At 69.1% G+C, this 26,458-nt stretch carries 24 protein-coding genes; 10 read left to right on the top strand and 14 right to left on the bottom strand.

What is annotated here, in order from left to right:
* Position 1: 1 nt before the first annotated feature.
* Complete coding sequence (glyA, locus tag OG947_RS03555; RefSeq protein WP_027503931.1) at positions 2-1,306, top strand: serine hydroxymethyltransferase; 1,305 nt, start codon at positions 2-4, stop codon at positions 1,304-1,306.
* Between the two features lie 6 nt (positions 1,307-1,312).
* The gene (locus OG947_RS03550; protein ID WP_328813123.1) at positions 1,313-2,116 is read left to right on the top strand and encodes a carbon-nitrogen hydrolase family protein; all 804 of its coding nucleotides are present in this window, start codon (positions 1,313-1,315) and stop codon (positions 2,114-2,116) included.
* Here the strand turns inward: OG947_RS03550 and OG947_RS03545 are convergent.
* Positions 2,103-2,927, bottom strand: coding sequence for an alpha/beta hydrolase (locus OG947_RS03545; RefSeq protein WP_328813122.1), 825 nt, complete (start codon positions 2,925-2,927; stop codon positions 2,103-2,105). The two genes, OG947_RS03550 and OG947_RS03545, sit on opposite strands and share 14 nt — an antisense overlap.
* Positions 2,928-3,231: 304 nt before the next feature.
* On the opposite strand from OG947_RS03545, the gene OG947_RS03540 reads away from it, so the two are divergent.
* Positions 3,232-4,548, top strand: coding sequence for a PhoH family protein (locus OG947_RS03540; RefSeq protein WP_027503928.1), 1,317 nt, complete (start codon positions 3,232-3,234; stop codon positions 4,546-4,548).
* 146 nt (positions 4,549-4,694) lie between these two features.
* Positions 4,695-5,561, top strand: coding sequence for an acyl-ACP desaturase (locus OG947_RS03535; RefSeq protein ID WP_027503927.1), 867 nt, complete (start codon positions 4,695-4,697; stop codon positions 5,559-5,561).
* Here the strand turns inward: OG947_RS03535 and OG947_RS03530 are convergent, their stop codons facing one another.
* The 3 genes from OG947_RS03530 to glpX form a co-directional block, all read right to left on the bottom strand.
* Positions 5,562-5,972 (bottom strand): hypothetical protein, encoded by a 411-nt coding sequence (locus tag OG947_RS03530; protein WP_222638193.1) that lies wholly within the window; start codon positions 5,970-5,972, stop codon positions 5,562-5,564.
* Positions 5,973-6,043: 71 nt separating this feature from the next.
* On the bottom strand, positions 6,044-7,444 hold the full coding sequence (locus OG947_RS03525) for a class II fumarate hydratase (protein WP_027503925.1): 1,401 nt from the start codon (positions 7,442-7,444) through the stop codon (positions 6,044-6,046).
* A 44-nt stretch (positions 7,445-7,488) separates the two neighbouring features.
* Complete coding sequence (glpX, locus tag OG947_RS03520; RefSeq protein WP_027503924.1) at positions 7,489-8,529, bottom strand: class II fructose-bisphosphatase; 1,041 nt, start codon at positions 8,527-8,529, stop codon at positions 7,489-7,491.
* Positions 8,530-8,722: 193 nt separating this feature from the next.
* On the opposite strand from glpX, the gene OG947_RS03515 reads away from it, so the two are divergent.
* Positions 8,723-9,295, top strand: coding sequence for a DUF4245 domain-containing protein (locus tag OG947_RS03515; protein ID WP_222650248.1), 573 nt, complete (start codon positions 8,723-8,725; stop codon positions 9,293-9,295).
* A gap of 9 nt (positions 9,296-9,304) precedes the next feature.
* Here the strand turns inward: OG947_RS03515 and OG947_RS03510 are convergent, their stop codons facing one another.
* The 3 genes from OG947_RS03510 to OG947_RS03500 are packed head-to-tail and all read right to left on the bottom strand — an operon-like array spanning position 9,305 to position 11,432.
* On the bottom strand, positions 9,305-9,514 hold the full coding sequence (locus tag OG947_RS03510) for an exodeoxyribonuclease VII small subunit (RefSeq protein ID WP_027503922.1): 210 nt from the start codon (positions 9,512-9,514) through the stop codon (positions 9,305-9,307).
* 39 nt (positions 9,515-9,553) lie between these two features.
* On the bottom strand, positions 9,554-10,795 hold the full coding sequence (gene xseA / locus OG947_RS03505; RefSeq protein ID WP_056447374.1) for an exodeoxyribonuclease VII large subunit: 1,242 nt from the start codon (positions 10,793-10,795) through the stop codon (positions 9,554-9,556).
* Positions 10,796-10,808: 13 nt separating this feature from the next.
* Complete coding sequence (locus tag OG947_RS03500) at positions 10,809-11,432, bottom strand: lipid droplet-associated protein (protein WP_222638191.1); 624 nt, start codon at positions 11,430-11,432, stop codon at positions 10,809-10,811.
* 87 nt (positions 11,433-11,519) lie between these two features.
* Between OG947_RS03500 and OG947_RS03495 the strand changes: the two genes are divergently transcribed.
* Positions 11,520-12,566, top strand: coding sequence for a 4-hydroxy-3-methylbut-2-enyl diphosphate reductase (locus OG947_RS03495; protein ID WP_051612934.1), 1,047 nt, complete (start codon positions 11,520-11,522; stop codon positions 12,564-12,566).
* 19 nt (positions 12,567-12,585) lie between these two features.
* Here the strand turns inward: OG947_RS03495 and OG947_RS03490 are convergent, their stop codons facing one another.
* Entirely contained in the window at positions 12,586-13,419 is an 834-nt protein-coding gene (locus OG947_RS03490) for a DUF6542 domain-containing protein (protein ID WP_328813121.1), read from the bottom strand.
* Positions 13,420-13,439: 20 nt separating this feature from the next.
* Positions 13,440-14,618: a DNA recombination protein RmuC gene (locus OG947_RS03485; RefSeq protein ID WP_027503918.1), complete on the bottom strand. Its 1,179-nt coding sequence runs from the start codon at positions 14,616-14,618 to the stop codon at positions 13,440-13,442.
* Positions 14,619-14,697: 79 nt separating this feature from the next.
* Between OG947_RS03485 and OG947_RS03480 the strand changes: the two genes are divergently transcribed.
* Entirely contained in the window at positions 14,698-15,882 is a 1,185-nt protein-coding gene (locus tag OG947_RS03480; protein ID WP_328813120.1) for an exonuclease SbcCD subunit D, read from the top strand.
* Positions 15,879-18,860 (top strand): AAA family ATPase, encoded by a 2,982-nt coding sequence (locus OG947_RS03475; RefSeq protein ID WP_328813119.1) that lies wholly within the window; start codon positions 15,879-15,881, stop codon positions 18,858-18,860. Before OG947_RS03480 ends, OG947_RS03475 begins: the two co-directional genes overlap by 4 nt.
* Before the next feature lie 4 nt (positions 18,861-18,864).
* Here the strand turns inward: OG947_RS03475 and OG947_RS03470 are convergent, their stop codons facing one another.
* The 4 genes from OG947_RS03470 to OG947_RS03455 form a co-directional block, all read right to left on the bottom strand.
* Positions 18,865-20,160, bottom strand: a complete 1,296-nt coding sequence (locus OG947_RS03470; protein WP_328813118.1) for an AI-2E family transporter — start codon at positions 20,158-20,160, stop codon at positions 18,865-18,867.
* A 98-nt stretch (positions 20,161-20,258) separates the two neighbouring features.
* Positions 20,259-21,170, bottom strand: coding sequence for a DNA-3-methyladenine glycosylase family protein (locus tag OG947_RS03465; RefSeq protein ID WP_328813117.1), 912 nt, complete (start codon positions 21,168-21,170; stop codon positions 20,259-20,261).
* A gap of 12 nt (positions 21,171-21,182) precedes the next feature.
* A complete protein-coding gene (locus tag OG947_RS03460; protein WP_051612930.1) occupies positions 21,183-21,374 on the bottom strand; it encodes a YbdD/YjiX family protein in 192 nt (63 codons plus the stop codon).
* 1 nt (position 21,375) lies between these two features.
* A complete protein-coding gene (locus OG947_RS03455; RefSeq protein ID WP_222638186.1) occupies positions 21,376-23,649 on the bottom strand; it encodes a carbon starvation CstA family protein in 2,274 nt (757 codons plus the stop codon).
* A 199-nt stretch (positions 23,650-23,848) separates the two neighbouring features.
* On the opposite strand from OG947_RS03455, the gene OG947_RS03450 reads away from it, so the two are divergent.
* Together OG947_RS03450 and ychF are read left to right on the top strand one after the other, a co-directional pair.
* Positions 23,849-24,280, top strand: a complete 432-nt coding sequence (locus tag OG947_RS03450; protein WP_308115714.1) for a CD225/dispanin family protein — start codon at positions 23,849-23,851, stop codon at positions 24,278-24,280.
* 37 nt (positions 24,281-24,317) lie between these two features.
* A complete protein-coding gene (gene ychF, locus OG947_RS03445; RefSeq protein ID WP_328813116.1) occupies positions 24,318-25,397 on the top strand; it encodes a redox-regulated ATPase YchF in 1,080 nt (359 codons plus the stop codon).
* Between the two features lie 9 nt (positions 25,398-25,406).
* Here the strand turns inward: ychF and OG947_RS03440 are convergent, their stop codons facing one another.
* On the bottom strand, positions 25,407-26,426 hold the full coding sequence (locus OG947_RS03440) for an LLM class flavin-dependent oxidoreductase (RefSeq protein WP_222638185.1): 1,020 nt from the start codon (positions 26,424-26,426) through the stop codon (positions 25,407-25,409).
* Between the last annotated feature and the right edge of the window lie 32 nt (positions 26,427-26,458).

Here is a 26,458-nt window from a genome sequence, read left to right as displayed (position 1 = left end):
CATGACTGCTGCGCCCGTCTCTGCCACCAACATCGACACCGCCTCCCTCGCCGAGGTGGATCCCGAGGTCGCCGCGGCGATGGCCGGCGAGCTGGGACGCCAGCGCGACACCCTGGAGATGATCGCGTCGGAGAACTTCGTTCCCCGCGCGGTGCTCCAGGCGCAGGGCAGCGTCCTCACCAACAAGTACGCCGAGGGTTACCCCGGTCGTCGGTACTACGGCGGGTGTGAGCACGTCGACATCGTCGAAGATCTGGCTCGGACCAGGGCGAAGGAGCTGTTCGGTGCCGAGTTCGCCAACGTGCAGCCGCACGCGGGCGCCCAGGCCAACGCCGCCGTTCTCATGGCTCTGATCAACCCGGGCGACAAGATCATGGGTCTGGACCTGGCGCACGGCGGCCACCTGACGCACGGCATGAAGCTGAACTTCTCGGGCAAGCTCTACGAGGTCGAGTCCTACGGTGTGAGCAAGGAAGACCACCGCATCGACATGGACGAGGTGCGCAAGCAGGCGCTGCACGCACGCCCACAGGTGCTCATCGCCGGATGGTCGGCCTACCCGCGGCACCAGGACTTCGCCGCGTTCCGCTCCATCGCCGACGAGGTCGGTGCGCTTCTGTGGGTCGACATGGCGCACTTCGCCGGGCTCGTCGCCGCCGGTGTGCACCCGTCGCCGGTGCCCTACGCGGACGTCGTGTCCTCCACCGTCCACAAGACCCTCGGTGGGCCCCGCTCGGGCATCATCCTCGCCAAGAAGGAGTGGGCGAAGAAGCTCAACTCCGCGGTGTTCCCCGGCCAGCAGGGCGGTCCGCTCATGCACGCGATCGCGGCCAAGGCCGTCGCCTTCAAGATCGCCGGCACTCCCGAGTTCCGGGAGCGTCAGGAACGCACCCTGCTCGGTGCGTCGCTGCTCGCGGAGCGGCTGACCGGCGCCGACGTCTCCGACAAGGGTGTCTCGGTGCTGACGGGCGGAACCGACGTCCACCTCGCGCTGGTGGACCTGCGCAACTCGCAGCTCGACGGCCAGCAGGCCGAGGATCTGCTGCACGAGGTCGGCATCACCGTGAACCGCAACGCGGTGCCGTTCGATCCGCGCCCGCCGATGGTCACCTCCGGTCTGCGTATCGGTACCGCGGCGCTCGCGACCCGCGGGTTCGGCGAGGCCGAGTTCACCGAGGTCGCCGACATCATCGCGACGGCGCTCGCCACCGGCGAGGCCACCGACGACCTGCGTGGTCGCGTCAGCACGCTCGCCCACGACTTCCCGCTGTACGAGGGACTCGAGGGCTGGGGACTGCTGGGCTGATCCGACATGCGGCTCACCGTGGCGGGTCTGCAGACGGCGGGGTCACCGGGTGACGTCGACGCCAACCTCGCGGAACTCGACGGAGCCGCGGGGGCGGCTCTGGCGCGCGGAGCCGACCTCCTGGTCACGCCGGAGATGTTCGTGACCGGGTACGACATCGGCGATCGCCTCGGTGAGCTGACGTCACGGGAGCTTCTCTCCGAGGTGTGCGCACTGGCGCGCCGCCGCGGCATCGCGCTGCTCGTGGGTCTGCCGGAGAGCGAGGCGGGAGCGGTGTACAACACGGTCGCACTCGTCGATGCGGACGGCAGTGTGATCGCGCAGCACCGCAAGTCGCACCTCTACGGTGAGCTCGACCGGGAGTGGTACTCGCCCGGGCTCGACTCGGTGACGGTCGTCGACTTCCGCGGGGTGCGGCTCGGTCTGATGATCTGTTACGACGTCGAGTTCCCCGAGAACGTCCGAGCCGCGGCCCTCGCGGGCGCGCACGCCCTGCTCGTTCCCACCGCGCAGATGGTGCCGTTCACATTCGTGGCCGACGTCGTCATCCGCACGCGCGCATGGGAGAACCAGCTCTACGTCGCGTACGTCAACCACGTCGGAACCGAGCGCGCCACCACCTACGTCGGCCGTAGCAGCATCGTCGGCCCCGACGCCGAGGTGATCGACCGACTCGACGACGAGACCGGCCTGATTCTCGGCACGGTGGACACCGAGGTCGTGGCGGCGGCCCATCGAGACAACCCCTACCTGGTGGACCGCCGGCCCGGCCTCTACTCGTCGATCGTCCGCGACCTCAGTCGCGAGTGAGCGGCAGGCCGGCGCGGCCCAGGAAGTCGAGGATGTCCGACTCGACCTCGCTGCGGTTGGTCTCGTTCAGGATCTCGTGCCGCGCACCGGGGTAGACCTTCTCCTCGAACGACGGGCCGCGCAGTGAGCGCATCGCCTCGGTCGTCGGCTCCAGCGGCACCAGCTGATCGTCGCCGCCGTGCAGCCACAACGTCGGCTGGTCGCCGAGAGTGCCGGAGGACGCCACCGTCTCCACCGCGGCCGTGAAGGTCTCGAGGGTGACGCGTGCGAAGGGGCCGTGGAAGACCAGCGGGTCCGCCTGGTAGGCGGCGCCGACCTCGGGGTCGCGGGACAGCACGGACGGGTCGATCGGGATCTCGGGGATCTCGTCCATCGACAGCAGCATCGAGAAGGCCGGGTTCTGCCCGACCAGCGGACCGGACAACACGAGTGCCGCCAGCTCGCCGGGGTGGGTCTGCGCGTAGCGCGTGGCGATGAGACCGCCCATCGAGTGGCCCAGCAGCATCACCGGTAGATCGGGGTGCTCGCCGCGGGCGATGTCCGCGATCGAGTGCAGATCGGCGACGATGCCGTCCACGTCCGTGATCTCGGCGGGCGTCCCGTCCGACTGCCCGTGCCCGTGATGGTCGGGGGCGTACACCGCCGCTCCGGCCGACGTCAGGGTCGACGCCAGGTGGCCGTAGCGACCCGAGTGTTCGCCGTACCCGTGCGCGAGCAGCGCGACGAATCCCGGCGTGGTGGACGGCCAGGAACGGTAGGCGACGGTGCCGTGGGTTCCCCTGAGCTGCTGCATTTCCTGCGCGTTCTGCATCGGCCGAAGTTAACACCGTGGCCTTCGGCCCCGTGCGCCTTTTGCGTACTCCTGGATGCGCGAAAGGCGCACGGGCGTGTAACGCAGAGTTCACCCACACGTCCCCACGTGTCGCCGAGCCTGCGCCCCCGATCCGGTCTAGCGTCAGCAGTGCGGGTGGCGGGGAAGCCGTCCGTACGGGAGGTCCTCACACATGACTGAGTCATTCGGTCGGGAGGGGCCGGCCCCGGTCCCTGCGGTGTCGGGATCGACCGGTCCAGCGATCGACGGATGCGCGGTGACCGCGCGTCCTTAGGAGCCCCACGTGACTGCAGCTCGCTCCGGTTCTTCCGTCCGCACCTACGTGCTGGACACCTCGGTTCTGCTCTCGGACCCCTGGGCCGTGACTCGGTTCGCCGAGCACGCGATCGTCCTTCCACTCGTCGTCATCAGCGAGCTCGAGGGCAAGCGGCATCATCACGAACTGGGGTGGTTCGCGCGCGAGTCGTTGCGGATGCTCGACGACCTGCGGATCCGCCACGGGCGCCTCGATCAGCCCGTGCCCATCGGCACCGAGAACGGCACCCTGCAGGTCGAGCTCAATCACACCGACCCCGCTGTTCTTCCCGTCGGCTTCCGGACCGACTCCAACGACTCGCGGATCCTCGCGTGCGCACTGAACCTCGCCGCCGAGGGCAAGGACGTGGTGCTGGTCAGCAAGGACATCCCGCTGCGCGTCAAGGCCGGTGCGGTGGGTCTGCCGGCCGACGAGTACCACGCTCACGACGTCGTCCCGTCGGGATGGACGGGCATGGCCGAGATCGAGGCGTCGCGCGCGACCATCGACGGCCTGTTCGCCGAGGGATTCGCCGATATCGACGAAGCGCGAGAGTTGCCGTGCCACACCGGTGTTCGACTGCTCGGCGGCACGTCCAGCGCGTTGGGTCGGGTGACGGCGAACAAGCAGGTGCAGCTGGTGCGCGGCGAGCGTGAGGCGTTCGGCCTGCACGGCCGGTCCGCCGAGCAGCGCGTCGCCCTGGATCTGCTGCTCGACGAGAGCATCGGCATCGTCTCGCTCGGCGGGAAGGCCGGCACCGGTAAGTCCGCGCTCGCGCTCACCGCGGGCCTCGACGCGGTGCTCGAACGACGGACCCATCGCAAGGTCGTCGTGTTCCGGCCGCTGTACGCGGTCGGCGGCCAGGAGCTCGGCTACCTCCCCGGCAGCGAGAGCGACAAGATGGGCCCGTGGGCGCAAGCGGTGTTCGACACGCTCGACGGTCTCGCGAGTCCGGAGGTCATCGAGGAGGTCACCGCACGCGGCATGCTCGAGGTGCTGCCGCTCACGCACATCCGCGGACGGTCGCTGCACGACTCGTTCGTCATCGTCGACGAGGCGCAGTCGCTGGAACGCAACGTCCTGCTGACGGTGCTCTCGCGGCTCGGCACGGGATCACGCGTGGTGCTCACGCACGACGTGGCACAGCGCGACAACCTGCGGGTCGGACGCCACGACGGTGTCGCCGCCGTGATCGAGAAGTTGAAGGGGCACCCTCTCTTCGCCCACATCACGCTGACCCGTTCGGAGCGCTCGCCCATCGCCGCACTGGTCACCGAGATGCTCGAGGAGTTCGGGCCGGCCTGAGTCACCGTTCGCGCCGGGCGGCACGGACCGCCCGGCGCGGTGTGACGCCGAACTATCACCGACCTCTTTGTCAGGGAGATCACCGGAATCCGCGTCGCGCGGTCCGAAGGTTCGGAGTGGACACCTACGGCCGTTATGCTGCTGTGATGCCGAAGAGTGACCAGGATCTGTTGAGCGAGCTCGAAGCCGATGCCGCGCACCTGCTGCAGAAGCACATCGACGCTGCTCGGGACTGGCAGCCCCACGACTACGTCCCGTGGGACTCGGGTCGCAACTTCGCGTTCCTCGGCGGCGAGGACTGGTCTCCGGAGCAGGTGACGCTCGGTGACGCCGAGGTCGTCGGTGCCACCGTCAGCGTGCTGGTCGCCGACAACCTGCCCGAGTACCACCGCGACCTGGCGTTCGCTCTCCGGAGCAGCGACGTCTGGTGGAAGCTGATCGGCCGGTGGACCGCGGAGGAGAACCGGCACGCCATCGTGCTGCGCAACTACCTCATGACGACTCGCGCGGTCGACCCGGTGGATCTCGAGCGTGTGCGCATCGAGCACATGACCACCGGCTACTCCGCACCGTCTCTGCACGTGCTGCACATCCTCGCCAAGTTCGCCCTCGACGAGCGCGCAGCGGCCGTGCGCCACCGTCGCGCCTCCGCGTCGTCGCAGGACGCTCTCCTGTCGAGCATCCTCGACCGCATCGCCGAGGACGACGAGCTGCAGACCACGCTCTTCACCGACCTGGTCTCCGCCGCGATCCGCGTCGATGCCGACGGCGCCGTCCGCGCCATCGCCGACACCGTCGCGTCCTTCTCGGTCCCCACCGTCGATCTCCCCGGCCGCGGTGGCAGCGCCGAACTGCTCGCCGGCATCGGGCTCTACGACCGCACCATCGAGACCGAAGAGGTGATCAAGCCCCTGCTCGAGGCGTGGAACGTGTTCACCCTCGACGGCCTCGGCGAGGACGGCCTCGCGGCCCGCGCGGAGCTCGAGAGCGCACTCGCCACTGCCGCGTCCTGATCAGCGCGTGATCGCGAACCCGCCCACCACCACCGGCTGACCGGCACCGACGAAGTACACGGTGCCGTTCCAACGGTTCGGGTTCACGGCGTCGCGCGTCATCTCGTCGTGGAAGACGGCTCCGAAGGCGGGGGACAGGCGCGAGTAGTCGACGTGGACCACGTCGGCCCCGGTCGCGATGCTCGGGGCGCGGTAGACGTCGCCCGGGATCGCGTTCACGCCGAGAAGTCGGTTGACCGTCGTGTCGCCGGTGATGGTCTTGCCGTCCCACAGCGGGACGGGAGCGCCCTCGGGCGTGGTGCCGACGTAGACGCCGTCCGGAACGGGTCCGGCGGACGCCAGCGTGGGGGCGGCCAGCGCCGCGCCGATCGCGGCGGCGCCGCCGAGGAGTGCCACTGCAGTTCGTGTCATGACACGTCACACTTCTCCTGATCGCCCCGCACCACAGCGTTTCGCCGTGATGCGGGGCGGGGAGTGCTGGGTCAGTCCTGGACCTTGGCCATCGCCAGGACGTCGAGGCGCTTGTCGAGTTCTTCTTCCGACAACTTCTCGGGGACGAGTCCACGCTCGAGGACGACCTCGCGAATGGTCTTCTTGTCCTTCAAGGCCTGCTTGGCGACGGCCGCAGCTTCCTCGTAGCCGATCGCACTGTTGAGAGGTGTCACGATGGACGGCGACGACTCGGCGAGCTGCTTGAGGTGCTCCTCGTTGGCGACGAGGCCGTCGACACACTTGTCGGCGAACAGGCGGGAGACGTTGGCGAGCAACGTGAACGACTCGAGCAGGTTGCGCGCCATCATGGGGATGTAGACGTTGAGTTCGAAGGCTCCGGCTGCGCCGCCCCATGCGATCGCCGCGTCGTTGCCGACGATCTGCGCCGCCACCTGGGTGGCCGCCTCGGGGAGAACCGGGTTGACCTTGCCGGGCATGATCGAGCTGCCGGGCTGCAGGTCGGGGAGCCGGATCTCGCCGAGACCGGTGAGCGGGCCCGACCCCATCCAGCGGATGTCGTTGGCGATCTTGGTCAACGAGACGGCGATGGTGCGCAGCGCGCCCGACGCCTCGACCAGACCGTCACGAGCCGCCTGGGCCTCGAACGAGTTCTTCGCCGCGGTGAGGGCGTCGACACCGGTCGACTTCACCAGCTCGGTCACGACCTTCGGGCCGAAGCCGTCGGGGGCGTTGAGACCCGTGCCGACGGCGGTGCCGCCGATGGGGAGTTCGCCGAGGCGGGGGAGCGTGGACTGCACGCGCTCGATGCCGGCTTCGATCTGACGTGCGTAGCCGCCGAACTCCTGGCCTAGCGTGACGGGCACCGCGTCCATGAGGTGGGTGCGGCCCGACTTCACGACGGTCTTCCACTCGGTCGCCTTGGCCGCCAGAGCGGTGTGCAGGTACTCGAGGGCCGGGATCAGGCTGGTGACCGCGGCCTCGGTCGCGGCGACGTGCGTCGCGGTGGGGAACGTGTCGTTGGACGACTGCGACATGTTGACGTGGTCGTTGGGGTGCACCTCGACGCCCGCGTTCTTCGCGATGCTCGCGATGACCTCGTTCGCGTTCATGTTGGAGCTGGTGCCCGAGCCGGTCTGGAACACGTCGATGGGGAACTGATCGTCGTGCTTGCCGTCCGCGATCTCGCCGGCCGCCGCGATGATGGCGTCGGCCTTGTCCGCATCGAGCAGACCCAGGTCCTTGTTGACCTGTGCACATGCGGCCTTGAGCAGCCCCATCGCGCGGATCTGGGTGCGCTCGAGGGGGCGGCCCGAGATGGGGAAGTTCTCGACGGCGCGCTGTGTCTGCGCACGCCACAGCGCGTCGACGGGTACGCGAACCTCTCCCATCGTGTCGTGCTCGATGCGGAACTGCTGATCGTTGTCTGTCATGTACCTCGTGCCTCGGTAGATGGGTCGGGAAGTCGGAGTGCGCGTCAGAAGGACGGGACGGCGCCGGAGGTGTCCCCGTCGAAGTCCACGGACGAATACTCCCGCAGTTTGTTCAGCTGGTGGTACGCGTCGATCATCCGCACGGTGCCCGACTTGGAGCGCATGACGATGGACTGCGTGTGGGCACCGCCGCCGGAGTAGCGCACTCCGCGCAGCAGATCGCCGTCGGTGACGCCGGTCGCGGTGAAGAAGACGTTCTCCCCGGCGACCAGATCATTGGTGTTCAGGATGCGATCGAGATCGTGGCCTGCGTCGACGGCCTTCTGGCGCTCGTCGTCGTCCGTCGGGGCGAGCCGGCCCTGCAGTGCTCCCCCCATGCAGCGCATGGCCGCCGCGGCGATGATGCCCTCGGGCGTGCCGCCGGTGCCGATCAGGATGTCGGTGCCCGAATCGGGGCGGGCGGCCGCGATGGCGCCGGCGACGTCACCGTCCGAGATCAACCGGATGCGGGCACCGGTGTCGCGGATCTGCTGCATCAGCTCGGTGTGGCGGGGACGGTCGAGCACACACACGGTGACGTCCGAGGACGACCCCTTCTTGATCTTCGCGATCCGGGCGATGTTCTCGGCGACCGGAGCGGTGATGTCGATGGCATCGGCGTAGTCGGGGCCGACGGCGATCTTCTCCATGTAGAACACGGCCGACGGATCGAACATCGCACCGCGCTCGGCCACCGCGAGCACGGAGATCGCGTTGGGCATGCCCTTGGCCATCAGCGTCGTGCCGTCGACGGGATCGACGGCGAAGTCGACCTCGGGACCGTTGCCGTTGCCCACCTGCTCGCCGTTGTAGAGCATGGGCGCCTCGTCCTTCTCGCCCTCTCCGATGACCACGACGCCGCGCATCGACACCGAGCTCACCAGCTGGCGCATGGCGTCCACGGCAGCGCCGTCGCCACCCTCCTTGTCGCCGCGGCCGACCCAACGTCCGGACGCGAGCGCCCCGGCCTCGGTGACGCGGACGAGTTCGAGCGCGAGGTTTCGATCCGGCGCCATCTGCGTGGGAACGTCGGTGTTGGCCGTCATGGGGCTGTGCCTCCTTGCACATGGCGCGGTTCGCAGCCCGACTGACGGGCGTCGTCCGCACGGAATGAACATCGACTCGGGCGAAAAAGACTCGGCGTGATTGTCGCACTAGTCGCACGGCCCCGGCCTGCCGGGGGAAGCGCGGAGCTGCGCGGATGGCGAGCCCCCGCGCGCTCGGTGCGATACTGGAGAGGTGGCCGACAAGAAACCCAGGTACCTGCAGAACAACAAGGACATGGCCTGGTCCCTGATCCCGCTTCTTCTCGCATGCCTGGTGATCGCGGCCATCGCCGGTCAGTGTTCGTTGCGTGTGGGCGGCCCCGAGGCGGGTGAGGTTCCTCGCATCGATCTGGGGGCGTCCCTGCAGGCGGACGCGAATGCGCTGACCTTCCCGGTGCGCAGTCCCGACGTGCCCGATCAGTGGATCCCGAACTCGGCGAACCGTGGCCCTGTCTCGGGCTCGGAGTTCCAGTCCAGCACCGTCGGCTTCGTCACCGAGAACGGCAATTTCCTCTCGCTCACCCAGAGCGACGCCTCCGAGGACGAGCTGGTCCGCTCGAGGACCGAGGGATCACGGGTGTCCGCCGGCGGCGCGGAGGCCATCGCCGGGCTGAACTGGGTGGTCTACGGCAACGACGACACGGAACCGTACTGGGTGGCCGATCTTGGCGACACCCGCGCGATGCTCACCGGTTCCGGGTCGCAGGAGGAGTTCGTCGCGCTGGCATCCGCCACGGCGACGGCTCCGGTACTCGACAAGCGCTGACGCGCTCGCTCACTCCTCGTCGCGGGCCAGCGCCTTCTCGATGCGCGTGCGCGCGCCGGCCAGGTGCTGCTCGCAGTGCGTCGCCAGTGCTTCGCCGCGCTCCCACAGCGCCAGTGAGGCATCGAGATCCAGGCCGCCCTGCTCGAGCAGCTTGACCACGTCGACCAACTCGTCGCGCGCGTCCTCGTAGCCCAGCTCGGCGATCGGTGTCTCGTTCATGAGTCCCCATGCTGCCTCGAGAGTCCGACAGCGGACGAGTCAGGTGGCGGAACTGCGACCCATCGTGACGGCCGTGACCACGCCGTCCGCGACGCGGACCCGGAGCTGCGTACCCGGCGCGGCGTCGTCGACCGACCGGAGCACCTCGGGGTCGGATCCGGGGACCATGCGCTGCACCACCGAGTAGCCCCTCGCCAGAGTCGCCGCCGGTCCTAGCGTGGTCAGACGCGCGCGCATGTGCTCCACCGTCGTCGCCTCTCGCGACACCGCGCGCTCCACGTCACGGCGGACGACGCGGCGCATCTCGGCGATCTCCTCCTCGCGGCGGGCGACCGCGGAGAGGGGATCGGCCAGCACGGGCCGGTGCCGCAGGGCGTCGAGTGCGCGCGCCTCGCGCTGCACCCAACTGCGGAGCGCTGCGGCGCTGCGGCTCCGCAGCTCGGCGACCAGTTCCCGTTCGGCCACGGCGTCGGGCACGACGAGCTTGGCGGCATCGGTGGGGGTGGCCGCACGAAGATCCGCCACGTGATCGCTGAGTGGACTGTCCGGTTCGTGTCCGATGGCGCTCACTATGGGCGTCGTCGCACGGGAGATCGCGCGGCAGAGCGCCTCGTCGGAGAACGGCAGCAGATCCTCGACACTGCCGCCGCCGCGGGCGAGTATCACCACGTCGACCGTGGGGTCCTCGTCCAGCTCGGCCAGCGCCCGCAGGATGCCGGGCACCGCCGACGGGCCCTGCACGGGAGTGTTGCGTACCTCGAAGCGCACCGCCGGCCACCGCCGTTCCGCGACGCTGAGCACGTCGCGTTCGGCAGCACTGGCGCGTGCGGTGACGAGCCCGACGACGCGGGGCAGGAAGGGGAGCGGCCGCTTGAGTCGCGGATCGAAGAGTCCCTCGGCCGCGAGAAGACCGCGCAGGCGCTCGATGCGGGCGAGCAGCTCGCCGACTCCCACCGCTCGAATCTCCGTGGCGCGCAACGACAGTGTGCCGCGACCGGTGAAGAAACTGAGCTTGCCGTAGAGGATGACGCGAGCGCCCTCGGTCAACGGCACGGGAGAGTTCTGGATGAGCATCGGTGAGCACGTCACCGACAGCGACATGTCGGCGGACGGGTCGCGGAGCGTCAGGAACGCCGTGCGCGTTCCCGCACGCACCGAGATCTGCGTGATCTGGCCCTCGACCCACACGCTGCCGAGGCGATCGATCCACCCGGCGACCTTCGTCGCGACCGTGCGGACGGGGAGCGGGTTCTCGGCGGTGCTGGTGGCGGCCGTGGTCATCGTGGTCCGAGAATCACTTCGCTCGGGCGGTGGTGATGCGGTTCTCGAGCATGGTCCGGTACGGCGCGCGATCCGCGGCCGACGTCTCGTACTCGAGAAGTGACGTGAGGTCCTCGACCGACAGCGACCGCAGACGGGCACGCAACTGAGCCAGCGTCAGGGCGTCGTAGTCGAGGTACTCCACGATCTCGGGAGTCGCGGTCGGCGCGGTCGCGAGAGCCGGGGCCGGAACGGGTTCGGTCGTCTCGATCTCCGACGGCGGGGTCGAGTACAGGGCGAACCGCCCTGCGGGCGCACCGGGCTCCGGCACGTCGATCTCTCCGGCCGGGTCACCGACCGGCTCGGGCTCGGTGGACAGCGGCACCTGCGTGTACCGCGCGGGTGCGACGTCCGCGTCGTCGTCGAAGGTCGCCCACTCTGCGGTCTCGACCGGGCGGGAGCCGATCAGGGAGAACACCTGGTCGCCCTTGATGGCCAGCTCGGTGACGGTCTGTTGCAGACGCATCGCGGTCTGGAGGACCTCGCTCACGGCGGTCATCGGCAGGGAGATGGCGGTGGTGGGGAGACGCCGAGCCTCCTCGACGACGGTCACGGCGATTCCGAGCGCGACGCGGGCGGCGAAGGGTGGACGGATCATGTCTCACAGAGTGCCCCACGTCGCGCATTTTTCCCAGTCGACGTGCGCGGGAAGCGACGCCCACCCGACTACCCGTATCCTCGTGGTATGTCTTCGGCTCTTCCGGTGTCCTCGTCTTCCACCACCTCCTCCGCCATCCCGCTCGAGCTGGGTATCGCCCGGCCGGCGGTCACCGGTGAGGTCTACGACGGCCCGCTGCGTGTTCTGCTCGCCGAGCCGCGCGGGTACTGCGCCGGTGTGGACCGAGCGGTGGAGACGGTCGAGAAGGCGCTCGAGAAGCACGGCGCCCCGATCTACGTGCGCAAGGAGATCGTGCACAACCGCCACGTGGTGGAGACGCTGTCCGATCAGGGCGTCATCTTCGTGGACGAGACCGACGAGGTGCCGGACGGGGCACTGCTCGTGTTCTCCGCGCACGGTGTTTCACCGGCGGTCCACGAGTCCGCGGCCGCCAAGAACCTGCGCACCATCGACGCGACGTGCCCACTGGTGACGAAGGTGCACCAGGAGGCCAAGCGGTTCGCTCGCGACGACTTCGACATCCTGCTCATCGGCCACGAGGGTCACGAGGAGGTCGAGGGCACCGCGGGCGAGGCCCCGGACCACGTGCAGGTCGTGGACGGGCCGGATTCCGTCGACGCCGTCACCGTCCGGGACGAGAACCGCGTCATCTGGTTGTCGCAGACCACGTTGAGTGTCGACGAGACCATGACGACTGTCGCGCGACTGCGGGAGAAGTTCCCCAACCTGCAGGATCCGCCCAGCGACGACATCTGCTACGCCACCCAGAACCGTCAGGTCGCCGTCAAGGCGATGGCGCCCGAATGCGATCTCGTGATCGTGGTCGGGTCGACGAACTCGTCGAACTCCGTCCGTCTGGTCGAGGTCGCGCTCGCCGCGGGCGCGCGCGCGAGCTACCTGGTCGACTACGCCAAGGACATCGATCTCGCCTGGCTCGAGGGCGTCCGCACGGTGGGCATCACGTCCGGCGCATCCGTGCCGGAGGTGCTGGTGCGTGGAGTGCTGGACCTGCTCGAGACACATGGCTTCGGCGACGTGAAGTCGGTGACGACGGCCAACGAGACGCTGGTCTTCGCGCTTCCTCGCGAGCTGCGGACCACCAGCCGGGTCTGAGCCGACCGCGGCCGGGAGATCAGTCCCGGTCGCGGTAGCGCACCCGTGGTGCGGGGTACGGCGACAGATTCTCCGCACCGGTTCGCCGGGGTTCGTACGGCGTGGGTTCGTACCGGGGGCGAGCTTCCCGTGGGCGACCGTTGTCGGAAGCCGTGACCTGGCCCTCGTAGGCGCGCGGGGCGGGCCGAGCAGCGCGTGACTCCTCGCGCGGTTGCGGTGCGGCGGGCCGTGCACGCCGGGTGCGGTCGTGTCGAGCGTCGGGTGCGTCCGTCCGCGGTTCCTGGCGGGTCCTGCGGCGTTCCTCCGCCCGTCCCGCCGTCTCGCGAGTGGCGGGACGTTCGGAGCGCGACCGTCGGGGTGCGGCGTCACGCGCTGCCGCGGCCGGTCGCGCTGCGCGCGCCGGCTTCCGGACCGGAGTGGGGCGACGATCGAGCGCGAGCCGGGCGCCACCGACGCCGAGGACCAACAGCGTGGTCAGCGCCATGAGCGGGAAGCGATCGACGAGCGGCACGGCGACGGTCAGGACGATGTCCTTGATCGAGGTGCCCGCTCCGTCGGTGAGGATCTGGTACGCGATGGGGACGCCGAGGAACATGATGAGCGGCGGCTGCACCATGGCGGTGAAGAGTCCACGATGGCGGACCGCGACGACGGCGATGAGTGCACCGAGCACGTACAGGACGGCGAACGTCGATCCCAGCTCGTCGCCACGCATGGCATCGACGAGAAAGCCCAGGACGGCTGCGCCCACTGCCACCGCGACGGCGCCCCATGCGGGGATTCCGGGTACCGACGGCACAGCGGAGCGCTGGTCGAGAGGCACTCCCGAGCGTGCGCGTTGGGGGGAAGACACACAGCGAGGTTAGCGTTGATTCAACGACTTGCGTCGTCGGCATGCCCGCGACACGTCGACGAGGTGCCCTCCATCGCAGTCGCGGTCATGGTTCGTGGCCGCTGGTCCACACTCGTGACCTGCGGCGGTTCGCCGTCGAAGAGGGACATCTCGTGGAGCTTGCGTGCTGTGACGAAGACCCGTGCGTCCAACGATCCCGCCGCTGCGTTGAACGAGTCCACGGCCTTTCCCAGCTGTGATCCCAAGCGATCCACGTGGGCTCCGACCGTGCCGAGGCGCTCGTACAGCTCACGGCCCAGCACACGCACGCGAGCGGCGTCCTCGGCCAGTGCGTCCTGTTTCCACGTGTAGGCGACGGTCCGCAGCAGGGCGATGAGAGTGGTCGGGGTGGCGAGCACCACGTTGCGGGAGAAGGCGTGTTCGAGCAGGCCGCGGTCGCGCGTCAGCGCGGCGTCGAGGAACGGATCGCCCGGAACGAAGAGGACGACGAATTCCGGCGACGGGTCGAACGCGTGCCAGTACTTCTTGTCGGCGAGCTGGTCGACGTGTGTGCGCAGGTGCTTGGCGTGGCGTTCGAGATGCCGATCGATGGTCTCGGGATCCTGCTCGGCGCTCGCGTCGAGGAAGGCGACCAGCGGAACCTTGGCGTCGACGACGATGCGCTTGCCACCGGCGAGCTTGACCACCAGATCGGGGCGCACGCCGGGTGCGGCGACCTGGGTGTCGAAGTCGCAGTGGCGCGTCATGCCGGCCAGCTCCACGACCCGCTCGAGCTGGATCTCGCCCCACCGGCCACGAATCTGTGGCGCCCGCAGCGCGGTGACGAGCTGGTCCGTCTGCGACGCCAACTGCCGCGAGGCGCGGTGCATCCCGGCGACCTGCTCGGTCAGTCCCGCGTATGCGTGAACACGGTCGCGCTCGACGAGCCGTACGTGTTCCTCGAGTGCGTCGACCGCCTCCCGCAGCGGGTCGACCAGGTGGGAGACCTGTTGACCGATGGCGCCGGAGTGGCGCCGCGCGGAGTCCTCGTTGAGCAGCGACAACGACCGCCGCAGCGTCTCCTCGTTGTCCGCGGAGACCGCGAGCCGCTCACCCGCACGGGCGAGTTCGACGTCGCCGCGTGCGGCCCGCAACCACCAGCCCAACCCCAGGCCGACGAGAAGGGTGACGAGAGTGGTCACGGCAGTGAGGGCGGTCATGAGGCTCACTATGAACCGGGGTACCGACACACCTTCGGCCCGAGCGTCTTTGTCGTAGGTCTCCGTTAGCGTCGGCGACATGAGAATCCTGCACACCTCGGACTGGCACATCGGGCGCACCTTCCACGGTGTCGACCTGCTGGCCGATCAGCGTCGTGCTCTGGAGGCTCTTGCCACCGTCGTCCGAGAACAGAGTGTGGACGTCGTCGTGGTCCCCGGGGACATCTACGACCGTGCGGTGCCCAATGCGGACGCGGTCCGGCTGTGCAACAAGGCATTCGAGGCCATCCGCGACGCGGGGGCCGTCATCGTCGCCACGTCGGGCAATCACGACTCGCCCGCTCGGCTCGGTGCCGGGTCGGCGTTCTCCGCTGCCGGCGGTCTGCATCTGTTCACCACCGTCGATGCCGTCGACCGACCGGTCGTGCTGGCGGACGAGCACGGTGACGTGGCCTTCTACGGCATTCCGTACCTCGAGCCGGACGCCACCCGCGCCGAGCTCGGGGTACCCGGCGCTCGTTCGCACGCCGCGGTGCTGCAGGCGGCGATGGGCCGCATCGCGGCCGATCTGGCGACGCGGCACTCGTCGGTCCGCTCGGTGGTGCTGGCCCACGCCTTCGTGATCGGCGGCGAGGGTACGGGTTCCGAGCGTTCGATCTCCGTCGGTGGCGTCGAGACCGTGCCGGCCTCGATCTTCGGCGGCATCGACTACGTCGCGCTGGGCCACCTGCACTCCCCGCAGACCATCGACGACCACATCCGGTACTCGGGATCGCCGCTGCCGTACTCGTTCGGCGAGCGTTCGCATCGCAAGGCTGCGTGGCTCGTCGACATCGACGGCTCGGGTGGCCGCGTCGTCACGCGCGTCGATCTGCCGGTGGTGCGGGGCCTGTCCGTCCTGGAGGGAACGCTCGAGGAGCTCTGCACGGAGAACCGGTTCGACTCCGCGACAGAGCATTACGTCTCCGCTGTGCTCACCGATGCGGTGCGGCCCGTCGACGCGATGCGCCGTCTGCAGGAGCGTTTTCCCCACGCGGTGCACCTCGAGTGGAAGCGCCCGGCCGGTGTCGATTCCGGGAGCTATCGCGAAAAGGTGCAGGGTAGGTCGGACCGTGAGGTGCTCACCAGCTTTCTCGCGGACGTGCGGAGCGCGCCCTCGTCGTCCGAGGTCGAGCTGCTCGATCGTGCGGTCGAGAACGTCACGGGTCAGCGGGATTCGACGTCCGCATCGCCGGTCGAGCACGAGTGGGTGCGCTCGGCGTGAGACTGCATGCGTTGTCGGTCACCGCGTTCGGGCCGTTCGGCGGCACGGTCGACGTCGACTTCGACGATCTCGGGGCCGACGGCCTCTTCCTCCTGCACGGCCCCACCGGAGCGGGAAAGACGTCCGTTCTCGACGCCATCGCCTTCGCTCTCTACGGCGTTCTCCCCGGCTCGCGCCGAGAGAGTCGACGCCTGTTGTCGGATCACGCTGCACCGGGTGTGGTTCCGCGCGTCGAACTCGACGCGACGTTGGGTGGCCGCCGCCTCACCATCGTCCGGCAGCCGGAGTTTTTGCGCCCCAAGCGGCGCGGGGTGGGAACCACGAAACAGAACGCCAAGGCGACGCTGACGTGGCACGACGGCCGGGGCGAGAACCTGACGCGCATCGACGAGATCGCGCTCGAGGTCGAGCGCCTGCTCGGCATGCGGGTGGACCAGTTCTTCCAGGTCGTCCTGTTGCCGCAGGGGGACTTCGCGCGGTTCCTGCGGGCGCGCAACGAGGAACGGGGTGCGCTGCTGGAGCAGTTGTTCGACACCGATCGGTTCCGCGACATCGAGACGTGGTTCCAGGATCAGCGTCGCGCCAGCGCGGAGCGTCTCGCCGGGCGATCGGAGTCCGTCGACAGACTGGCTGCCCAGGTGGCCACCGCCGCCGGCGTGGACCTCTTCACGGGCACCGACGTGGTGGAGTGGGGGACCGATCTTCTGGGCGGTGCCCGAGAGCTGGCCCGTGGGCGCACAGAGCATCTGCGGACAGCGCGCGCCGAACACGCCGCGTCCCGTGAGACCGCTCGGATCGCGCACCGCCGCCGGGAGGCACGCGAGCGGGGGGCCGCGGCAGCAGCGCGACTCACGGTGCTGGCGGACGGCGACGCCGAGCGCGCGCAGCAGATCGCTGAGCTGGACCGTGCGCGTCGGGCGCTGCCGGTGCGCGATCGCGCCGTCACCCTCGACCAGCACCGTCAGCGCGCGGCCGCGGCCGCCGCGACGATGCGGCGCCGGGAGCGGGCAGCTGCCGAGACCGAGGCCGCCGTGCTCGTCGGGACGTTGTCGTGGCCGCCCCGTCCTGCCGATGCGGAGGTGCTCGATGCCGCGGTGCACCGGTGGAGCGGCGAGTGCGCGGTGCTGGACAGTGTCGCCGGCGACGAGTCCGATCGAAGGACGGCGGTGGCCGATCGGGAACGCGCCGTCGGCCGGGTGCGCGGTCTGGAGACGGACCTGCGGGCGGTACGGGTACGTCTCGACGCGGTGCCCGAGGAGCGCGCGGCGCTGGACGCCGAGCATCGAGTAGCCGTCGCGGCTCGTGCGGGTCTCGCCGGCCTGGAGGCGCGGCATCACGGCGCCGAGGACGCGGCACGCGCACACGTCGAGTGGGCCCGCGAGTCCGAGCGCCTTGCTGCGGCCGTCACGACGGCCGAGCGTGCCCGGACCCGCTACGACGATCGGCGCACCGAATGGTTGGACCTGCGGGAACGCCGTCTCGAGGGGATGTCCGCGGAGCTCGCGGCGGGACTCGAGGACGGCGCCCCCTGCGGAGTCTGCGGCGCGACGGAACATCCGGCGCCCGCATCTCCGACCGCGGGGCGGGTGTCCCGGGACGACGAGAACCGCGCGGGACAGCGGGTCGGTGCAGCCGAGGCGGAACGCACCACGGCGGACGCCGCGGTGCAGCGCTGCCGACAGCGTGTGGACGAGCTCGCGACCCGGTGCGCGGATCGCACCGCAGCGGAACTCGCGGCCGAACTGGACGCGGCCACGACGGCACTGGCAGAGGCGCGGCGTGCCGCGGATCGTCTCGCGGCGATCGACTCCGCGTTGGCGGCGCTGGACGAGGAGACCGCCGGTCTGCGGGTGCGGACCGACGCGATCACGGCCGAACTGGGCGTCACTCGCGGGCGGACGGAGGCGCTGGAGACTCGGATCGCGGAGGCCACCGCGCGCATCACGGCCGCCGTGGGGACGACGTCCACCGTTGCGGAACGGCGTGCCGCACTCGACGCGGCCATCGCAGCCGCGGTGGCGTGGCGCGACGCTCGCCGCGACGCCGACTCGGCCGATCAGGCGGTGATGCGGCTCGAGACCGACCTGGTGGAGTGCGCGCGCGAGCACGGATTCACCGAGGTCACGGAAGCCCTGGCGGCGGTCCGTGACAGGGCCCGGTGCACGGTGCTGGAGAACGCCGTTCTCGACGCCGAGAAGCAGCGCTCCGCGGCTGCGGCCGTGCTCGCGGAGCCGGACGTGGCGGAGGCGATGGTGGGGGAGACGGTCGACACCGCTGCCGTCGATGCGGAGGAGATCCGACTGCGGGGGTTGCTGGACGAGGCCATCGCCTCGGCCGGAGACGCCGACAGTCGGCTACGCATGCTCGAGGACCTCGTCGCCCAACTGTGGGCCGCTGCGGACCGTCTGGGACCTGCCCACCTCGAGCACGCGGAACTCGAGCAGCTGGCGGAGGTGGTGGCCGGCAAGGGCGCCAACGCGCGTCGGATGTCGCTGCGGTCCTACGTGCTGGCCGCGAGGCTCGAGGACGTCGCCACTGCGGCATCCGTGCGCTTCCGGTTGATGTCGCAGGGCCGGTTCGAGTTCGTGCACTCCGACGACGTTGGCCCCCGAGGCACCCGCGGCGGGCTGGGTCTCGACGTACGCGACGACTACACCGGAGTGGTCCGGTCGGCGGGCACCCTGTCAGGCGGCGAGGCATTCTGCGCGTCGCTCGCGCTCGCGTTGGGTCTCGCCGACGTCGTCGCGGCCGAGGCGGGCGGCATCACCCTGGACACGATGTTCATCGACGAGGGGTTCGGAAGCCTCGACTCGGGATCACTGGACGCCGTCATGGGAGTCCTCGACGAACTCCGGTCCGGTGGGCGCACGGTGGGCATCGTCAGTCACGTCGACGAGATCCGTGACCGGGTCCCCTCACGCCTCGAGGTGATCCGCGAACGTCACGGATCCACGGTACGAGTGCACGCGGGAGTGTGACCGCTCAGTCGTCCTTCTGCTCGTCGTCGTCGTGCGTGTCGACGTCGATCGGAGTCGGTGCCACGACGTCGGACTGGTCCGAGGGCGCCGGCGCGTATCGGGTCTTCTCGTCGTGGACGACGACGGGCGCGTCGTCACCGGGTGTGCCGAGATCGTCGTGGATGCGTTCGGCGATGTCGTTCGCGCCGGGATCCTCGTCGGACCGAAGTTCGATCTGCTCGTTGATGTAGCGCAGCAGCACCGCGGTGGCCGCAGCGACCGGGACCGCGAGGAACGCCCCGATGATGCCGAAGATGGAACCGCCGGCGGTGACGGCCAGCAGCACGATCGCGGCATGCAGGTTCATCGACTTGCTTTGCAGGATCGGCTGCAGGACATTGCCTTCGATCTGCTGCACGGCCAGGATGATCGCCAGGACGATGACCGCGGTGGTGAACCCGTTGGCCACCAGCGCGACCAGGACGGCGAGGGCACCGGCGACGAAGGCACCCACGATGGGGATGAAGCCACCGAGGAAGGTGAGCGTCATCAGCACCGGGGTCAGCGGCACGCCGAGGATCACCAGGCCGATGCCGATGAAGATCGCGTCGATCGCGCTGACGATGGCCTGGGTACGGATGAAGCCACCCAGGGTGTCCCACACTCGTCGGAGTACCTCGGCGAGATGACCACCGGCCTTGCGTCCGGCCAGTCCGTGCAGCCAGGGGAGGAAGCGCGGGCCGTCTTTGATGAAGAAGAAGCTCAGGACGAGCACCAGACCGAGCGTGACCAGGATCGACCCGGCGGTGGCGACGCCGGCGAAGACGCCCGAGGCGATCGCCGTGCCGCTGTCCTGCAGCTGCGTGACGATGGCTTCGACGGCGCTGTCGATCTGCTCGTCGTCCAGATTGATGGGCGGGCCCTCGAGCCACTCCTGGACCTGCGAGACGCCGAGGGTGGCGCTGTCTGCGAGATCGGGAGCCTGGCTGATGACGGAGGGGACGATGAACGCGACCACACCGGCGAGTACCGCGAGGAAGCCGAGGAGTGTGGTCAACGCGGCGAGCGCGGGCGGAAAGCCGATGCGGCGCAGCAGCCTGGTGGGCGGCCAGAGCACCGTCGCGACCACCAGTGCCAGCAGAACCGGGAGCATGATCACCCACAGCTGGCCGACCAGCCAGCCGGCGATCCACAGCGCTGCCGAGACGACGAGGAGCACGGCCGACCACTTGGCCAGCCAGAGTCCGCCGGCGCCGAACAGGTCGCTGCGATCACGGCCCGACGCGGAGCCTGCGGAAGTGGTGGGCGCGTTCTCGCTCACGTGTGTCCTCTCGTCTGACGATGATGCGGCGAACGCAGAGTCGAACGCGCTGTGACTGTACCCGGGAAGCCGATTCCGCACGCATGGCGACGGAGGGACTACCCGATGGTGAGCCCGCGGGCGAGAAGGGCAGTACGCCACAGGTGCATGGAGGCGTAGGACCGCCACGGTGACCAGTGGGCGGTGTCCGACAGATCGATGTCGAGGAGGGCCGCGCCCTGCCGGACCACCAGGTCGGTGTCGAGCAGCACGTCGGGGTCGCCCAGCAACCGCATCGACACGTAGCGGGCGGTCCACGGGCCGACACCGCGCAGCGCCAGCAGTGCACGCTCCTGGGTGGCCGCGTCGCCGTCGTGGCGCACGTCCACGGCGCCCGATGCCAGAGCGTCGGCCGTCGACGCGATCGCGGCGACCCGCCGCGCCGGACCGGTGAGGATCTCGGTGCCGCGTGTGGCCACGGCCTCGGGAGTGGGGAACAGGCGAGTGATGCCGTGGTCGGCTTCGCCCTCGTCGTCGCCCACCGGATCCCCGAGGGCCGCGACGAGCCGGGCGGTGTGCGTGGCCGCGGCACCGAGCGAGATCTGCTGACCGATCATCGTGCGAAGGAGCACCTCCGCGGCATCGAACGCCCCGGGAACGCGGATCCCCGGGGCCGCGGCCACCGACGCGGCGAGCGCAGGATCTGCCGCGAGCGCAGCGTCGACGGGAGCCGCGTCGACGTCCAGGGCCAGTACCTGCCGCACTCGGGACAGCGCGGTGGGGACGTCCGACGCGTCCCGGGCTCGCGTCTCCACCCGGACGACTCCCGCGCCGCCGTCACTCGGGACGAACCGGCAGGTGACTACGGCGGGGCCGTGATCGAGGCGCAGAGCCCGGCGGTAGACGCCGTCCGTGAAGGTCTCCATGCCCGGAACCGCGTGACCCGCCAGGAACCACCGCATCCACCCCGTGTCGTACGGAGCGGAGTACGGCAGCTCGGAGGTGTCGAGGGTCCAGCGCGGCGACGTCACCCCGTCATGATCTCAGCAGCAGCGTGCGCCCGGATTCGCGTCCGCCTCCGCATGACGTGCCTTCCAGTACTCGCGCTCGGACGGCACCGGATGCCCGGGATGGACCCGGTTCCGGTGCTCGACGAAACGCTCGTAGTCGTGATCACCCATGACGGAGGTGATCCACCACGTCGCGGCGCGAACGGACTTCAGGACGGCGTTCATGTCAGTGGCCCGTTCCCGGCCGACGGACCGTGCCGTCGGCGATGAGGACGTCCCACTCCGCCTGCACCGACTTCTCCGCCTCGGTGGGGAGGAAACCGCTGGGCGCGAACAGCTTCGACGGTACGTCCTCCTCCTCGCTGCTGGGCAGTCCACCGGCGCGGATCGCCTTGAAGCAGACGGCGAATCCGGCGAGCGCGACGATGAGGACGAGCACCGCGAAGACGATGGACAGCGTGCCCTGGATGAAGGTGTTGCGGATGACGGCGTCGATGGCCTCCGGTGTGGCGGCAGACCGGAACTCGGTGAGGCCCTGCGACTTCGCTTCCTTGAAGTCGCTGTGCTGCGCCCAGTAGCCGATGGCCGGAACGTCGGAGAAGATCTTCTGGTACGACGCCGTCATGGTGACCACGAGGTCGAAGGCCAGCGGCAGCGCGGGGATCCAGGCCCACTTCAGCAGACCCTTCTTCACCACGACGGTCAGGACGACCGTGAGCGCGATGGCGGCCAGCAACTGGTTCGCGATGCCGAACAGCGGGAAGAGCGTGTTGATGCCGCCCAGCGGATCGGTGACGCCCATGAGCAGGATGGCGCCCCAGGCGGCGACGACGATGACCGAGCAGATCCAGGCACCGACGCGCCACGACGGATCGCGGAACTTCTTCGCGCCGCCGCCGAGGTTGCCGAGCGAGTCCGACAGCATGAAGCGAGCGACACGCGTGCCTGCGTCGACGGTGGTGAGGATGAACAGCGCCTCGAACATGATCGCGAAGTGGTACCAGAACGACTTCAGGCTCTCGCCGCCGAAGACCTGGTGCAGCACCTCGGACATGCCGAACGCGAGTGTGGGGGCGCCGCCGGTGCGCGAGATGATCGACTCCTCACCGACGTCCGTCGCGGCCTGCGACAGCTCGGCCGCGCTGACGTCCCCGCCTGACAGTCCGAGCCCGTTGACGTACGCCGCGGCGGTCTCGGGTGTTCCGCCGGTGAGTGCGGTCGGTGCGTTGAGCGCGAAGTAGATGTGCTGATCGAGAATGCAGGCGGTGACCAGAGCCATGATGGCGACGAAGGACTCGGTGAGCATGCCGCCGTAGCCGATCATCCGCATCTGCTTCTCCTTCTCGAGAAGCTTCGGCGTGGTGCCCGAGGAGATCAGCGCGTGGAAACCGGAGAGCGCGCCGCAGGCGATGGTGATGAAGAGGAACGGGAAGAGCGATCCGGAGAACGCGGGGCCGTTGCCCTCGCTGGCGAACGACGTCATGTCCGGCATCTGCAGGACGGGTCGAGCGATGAGGATGCCGACGGCGAGCAGCACGATGGTGCCGATCTTCATGAACGTCGACAGGTAGTCACGCGGTGCGAGCAGCAGCCACACGGGGAGGATCGACGCGGCGAGACCGTAGGCGATGAGCAACCACGCGACGGTGACCTTGGACAGCGTGAACCAGTCGGCGCCCCATTCGGTCTCGGCGACCCAGCCGCCCGAGATGATGGCGAGCAGCAGCAGGACGACGCCGATGAGGGAGACCTCGGAGACCTTGCCCGGGCGCAGGTACCGCAGGTAGACGCCCATGAAGAGGGCGATGGGAATGGTCAGTGCGATGGAGAAGACGCCCCACGGGCTCTCGGCGAGTGCGTTCACGACGACGAGTGCGAGCACCGCGATGATGATGATCATGATGACGAACACGCCGATGAGGGCGGCGATACCGCCGACCACGCCGAGCTCCTCGCGGGCCATCTGACCGAGGCTGCGGCCGCGTCGGCGGGTCGAGATCCAGAGCACCAGGAAGTCCTGCACCGCGCCGGCGAAGACGACGCCGATGATGATCCACATGGTGCCGGGCAGATATCCCATCTGCGCGGCGAGGACGGGACCGACGAGGGGACCGGCGCCCGCGATCGCGGCGAAGTGGTGGCCGAACAGCACCCGACGATCCGTCGGCATGTAGTCCTTGCCGTTCTCCAGGATCTCGGCGGGTGTGGCCCGATCGTCCCGCGGATGGACGATGCGGTTCTCGATGAGGCGTGCGTAGAACCGGAACGCGAAGATGTAGGTGCAGACCGCCGCGACGACGAACCACACCGCGTTGACCTGCTCGCCGCGGATCACGGCGATGACGGTCCAGGCGACGGCGCCCAGCAGACCGATGATGACGAAGACGATGCGTTTGGGCACCGTCATCGGTGAGCGGTCGACGACGCCCACGGGGGGAAGGTCGTCGTCGGTCTTGAGGAACTCGACGTGCGAGTTCCCCCTGTCGGACACGGCAGTCATCTGCGGGCTCCTGGCATGCGGTGGAGGGGCGGCGATCATCGTGTGATCGCAGTCACTGTAAGCAGACCGACCGACATTTCGTGCGGTTGTGAGCCTGGCGTGTGCGGATCGTTGCGCCGAGCGGTCCGGGACCGTCGCCGAACGTCACGACATGACAACGAGACCCCACTCGCGCGCCCTGACTGCCTACGATGCTCGTGTGTCAGACCACCCCGAGTACCCGCAGCAGCCGTACACCGGTTCGTCGTACGAGCCCGACCTGACGAAGGGGCCGACGGACACCGGAGCGTTCCCGACCAGTGGAGCCTTCCCGCAGCAGCAGCAGCCGAGTTATCCCCAGCAGCAGTACGGCCCGCCGCCGCTGCCGCCGACCAACGCCGGCTGGGCCGCCGCCGCGCTGATCTTCTTCTGGCCGCTGGCGTTCTCGGCGTTCAACCACTCGAGCTCGGTGTTCCCGCGGTGGTCGCTGGGCGACTATCAGGGTGCGCACTACGCGTCGGAACGCACGAAGCAGCTGGGCAAGTACTCGCTCTACATCTTCGTGGGGCTCTTCGCGCTGTTCATCCTCTTCTACGTGCTGCTAATCGCCTTCGCGATCTCGGCGGGATCGGGCACCGACTACACGTACTGACAGGGCGGTCGGGGGCGGCACGTAGACTCTCCTCCCTGTGAGCCTCACCCTCGGAATCGTCGGACTGCCCAACGTCGGCAAGTCCACCCTCTTCAACGCACTGACCAACAACGACGTGCTGGCGGCGAACTATCCGTTCGCCACCATCGAGCCGAACGAGGGCGTCGTACCGTTGCCGGATCCGCGGCTGAACGAGCTGGCCAAGATCTTCGGTTCCGAGAAGATCCTTCCGGCGCCCGTCACGTTCGTCGACATCGCCGGCATCGTGAAGGGCGCGTCCGAGGGCGCCGGCCTGGGCAACAAGTTCCTCGCGAACATTCGTGAGGCCGACGCCATCTGCCAGGTCGTGCGCGTGTTCGCCGACGACGACGTGGTGCACGTCGACGGCAAGGTCGATCCGGCCGCCGACATCGAGGTCATCGAGACCGAGCTGATCATCGCGGACATGCAGACCCTCGAGAAGGCGATCCCGCGTCTCGAGAAGGAAGTTCGCACGCAGAAGGATCGCGCGCCGATGGTCGCCGCGGCCAAGGAAGCGCAGACGATTCTCGACAGCGGCAAGACGCTGTACTCGGTGAAGGACACGTTCGACGCGTCGTCACTGCGTGAGCTCAATCTGCTCACCACCAAGCCGTTCCTCTACGTCTTCAACGCAGACGAGTCGGTGCTCACCGACGACGCGAAGGTTGCCGAGTTGAAGGCCGCTGTCGCTCCCGCCGACGCCGTCTTCCTCGACGCCAAGATCGAGTCGGAGCTCGTCGAACTCGACGACGAGTCGGCGATGGAACTGCTCGAGAGCATCGGCCAGTCGGAGCCCGGCCTGCACGCTCTGGCGCGCGCCGGCTTCCACACCCTCGGGCTGCAGACGTACCTCACCGCAGGCCCGAAAGAGTCCCGCGCGTGGACCATTCACCAGGGCGACACCGCACCGCAGGCAGCGGGCGTCATCCACACCGACTTCGAGAAGGGCTTCATCAAGGCCGAGGTCGTGTCCTACGACGACCTCGTCGCCGCCGGATCCATGGCCGCCGCCAAGTCGGCCGGCAAGGTCCGCATCGAGGGCAAGGAATACGTCATGGCCGACGGGGATGTGGTGGAGTTCCGCTTCAACGTCTGAGCGGGACTGCTACCGCCAGCCCAACTCCGGCGCCACGTGCGTCAGCACCGACTCGATGAGGTGTGCGCAGTACTCGACGCCGAGCTGGTTGGGCACGGTCAGGAGCAGTGTGTCGGCCGCGGCGACGGCTTCGTCCTTCGCCAGCTCCGCGATGAGCTTGTCTGGTGAGCCGGCGTAGGTCTTGCCGAAACGAGCGATGCCGCCGTCGATGTAGCCGACCTGATCGCCGCTGCCGCCCTCGCGGCCGAAGTACGCACGATCCACGTCGTCGACGATCGGGAAGATGCTGCGGCTCACGGACACTCGCGGTTCGAACGAGTGGCCGACGTCGGACCACGTCTTGCGGAAGCGCTCGATCTGTTCGGCCTGCAGTTCGTGGAACGGCACGCCGGTGTCCTCGCTGAGCAGAGTCGAGCTCATGAGGTTCATGCCCTGCTGCGCCGTCCACTCGGCGGTCGCACGAGTACCTGCACCCCACCAGATGCGCTCACGCAACCCGTCGGAATGGGGTTCGAGGCGCAACAGGCCGGGCGGGTTGGGGAACATGGGGGAGGGGTTCGGCTCCGCGAAGCCCTTGCCCTCCAACAGGTCCAGGAAGATGCGCGTGTGCTCACGGGCCATGTCTCCGCTGTCGGTGCCCTCGGCCGGGGCGTAGCCGAAGTAGCGGAAGCCGTCGATGACCTGCTCGGGCGATCCCCGGCTCACACCGAGCTGCAGCCGCCCGCCGGAGATCAGGTCGGCGGACCCGGCGTCCTCGGCCATGTAGAACGGGTTCTCGTAGCGCATGTCGATGACGCCGGTGCCGATCTCGATGCGATTGGTCTTGGCACCGACGGCCGCGAGCAGAGGGAACGGCGACGCGAGCTGGTTCGCGAAGTGGTGGACGCGGAAGTACGCGCCGTCTGCACCGAGTTCCTCTGCGGCGACCGCGAGGTCGATCGACTGCAGCAACACGTCCGATGCGGAGCGCGTCTGCGAGTGCGGCGACGGTGACCAGTGCCCGAACGACAGGAACCCGATGTTCTTCATGCACCGGAGAACGCTGACGGCGCCCGAATATT

The sequence above is a fragment of the Rhodococcus sp. NBC_00297 genome (genome assembly GCF_036173065.1).
Classification (GTDB): Bacteria; Actinomycetota; Actinomycetes; order Mycobacteriales; family Mycobacteriaceae; genus Rhodococcoides.
The sequence above is the reverse complement of the archived record's forward strand: the minus strand, read 5'-3'. Positions and strand labels throughout refer to the sequence as shown.

Excerpts from the sequence above, each read along its gene's own strand:
- glyA (WP_027503931.1), top strand. The coding sequence starts at position 2 with ATGACTGCTGCGCCCGTCTCTGCCACCAACATCGACACCGCCTCCCTC.
- OG947_RS03550 (WP_328813123.1), top strand. The coding sequence starts at position 1,313 with ATGCGGCTCACCGTGGCGGGTCTGCAGACGGCGGGGTCACCGGGTGAC.
- OG947_RS03545 (WP_328813122.1), bottom strand. The coding sequence starts at position 2,927 with ATGCAGAACGCGCAGGAAATGCAGCAGCTCAGGGGAACCCACGGCACC.
- OG947_RS03535 (WP_027503927.1), top strand. The coding sequence starts at position 4,695 with ATGCCGAAGAGTGACCAGGATCTGTTGAGCGAGCTCGAAGCCGATGCC.
- OG947_RS03530 (WP_222638193.1), bottom strand. The coding sequence starts at position 5,972 with ATGACACGAACTGCAGTGGCACTCCTCGGCGGCGCCGCCGCGATCGGC.
- OG947_RS03525 (WP_027503925.1), bottom strand. The coding sequence starts at position 7,444 with ATGACAGACAACGATCAGCAGTTCCGCATCGAGCACGACACGATGGGA.
- glpX (WP_027503924.1), bottom strand. The coding sequence starts at position 8,529 with ATGACGGCCAACACCGACGTTCCCACGCAGATGGCGCCGGATCGAAAC.
- OG947_RS03510 (WP_027503922.1), bottom strand. The coding sequence starts at position 9,514 with ATGAACGAGACACCGATCGCCGAGCTGGGCTACGAGGACGCGCGCGAC.
- xseA (WP_056447374.1), bottom strand. The coding sequence starts at position 10,795 with ATGACCACGGCCGCCACCAGCACCGCCGAGAACCCGCTCCCCGTCCGC.
- OG947_RS03500 (WP_222638191.1), bottom strand. The coding sequence starts at position 11,432 with ATGATCCGTCCACCCTTCGCCGCCCGCGTCGCGCTCGGAATCGCCGTG.
- OG947_RS03495 (WP_051612934.1), top strand. The coding sequence starts at position 11,520 with ATGTCTTCGGCTCTTCCGGTGTCCTCGTCTTCCACCACCTCCTCCGCC.
- OG947_RS03485 (WP_027503918.1), bottom strand. The coding sequence starts at position 14,618 with ATGACCGCCCTCACTGCCGTGACCACTCTCGTCACCCTTCTCGTCGGC.
- OG947_RS03480 (WP_328813120.1), top strand. The coding sequence starts at position 14,698 with ATGAGAATCCTGCACACCTCGGACTGGCACATCGGGCGCACCTTCCAC.
- OG947_RS03460 (WP_051612930.1), bottom strand. The coding sequence starts at position 21,374 with ATGAACGCCGTCCTGAAGTCCGTTCGCGCCGCGACGTGGTGGATCACC.
- OG947_RS03455 (WP_222638186.1), bottom strand. The coding sequence starts at position 23,649 with ATGACTGCCGTGTCCGACAGGGGGAACTCGCACGTCGAGTTCCTCAAG.
- OG947_RS03440 (WP_222638185.1), bottom strand. The coding sequence starts at position 26,426 with ATGAAGAACATCGGGTTCCTGTCGTTCGGGCACTGGTCACCGTCGCCG.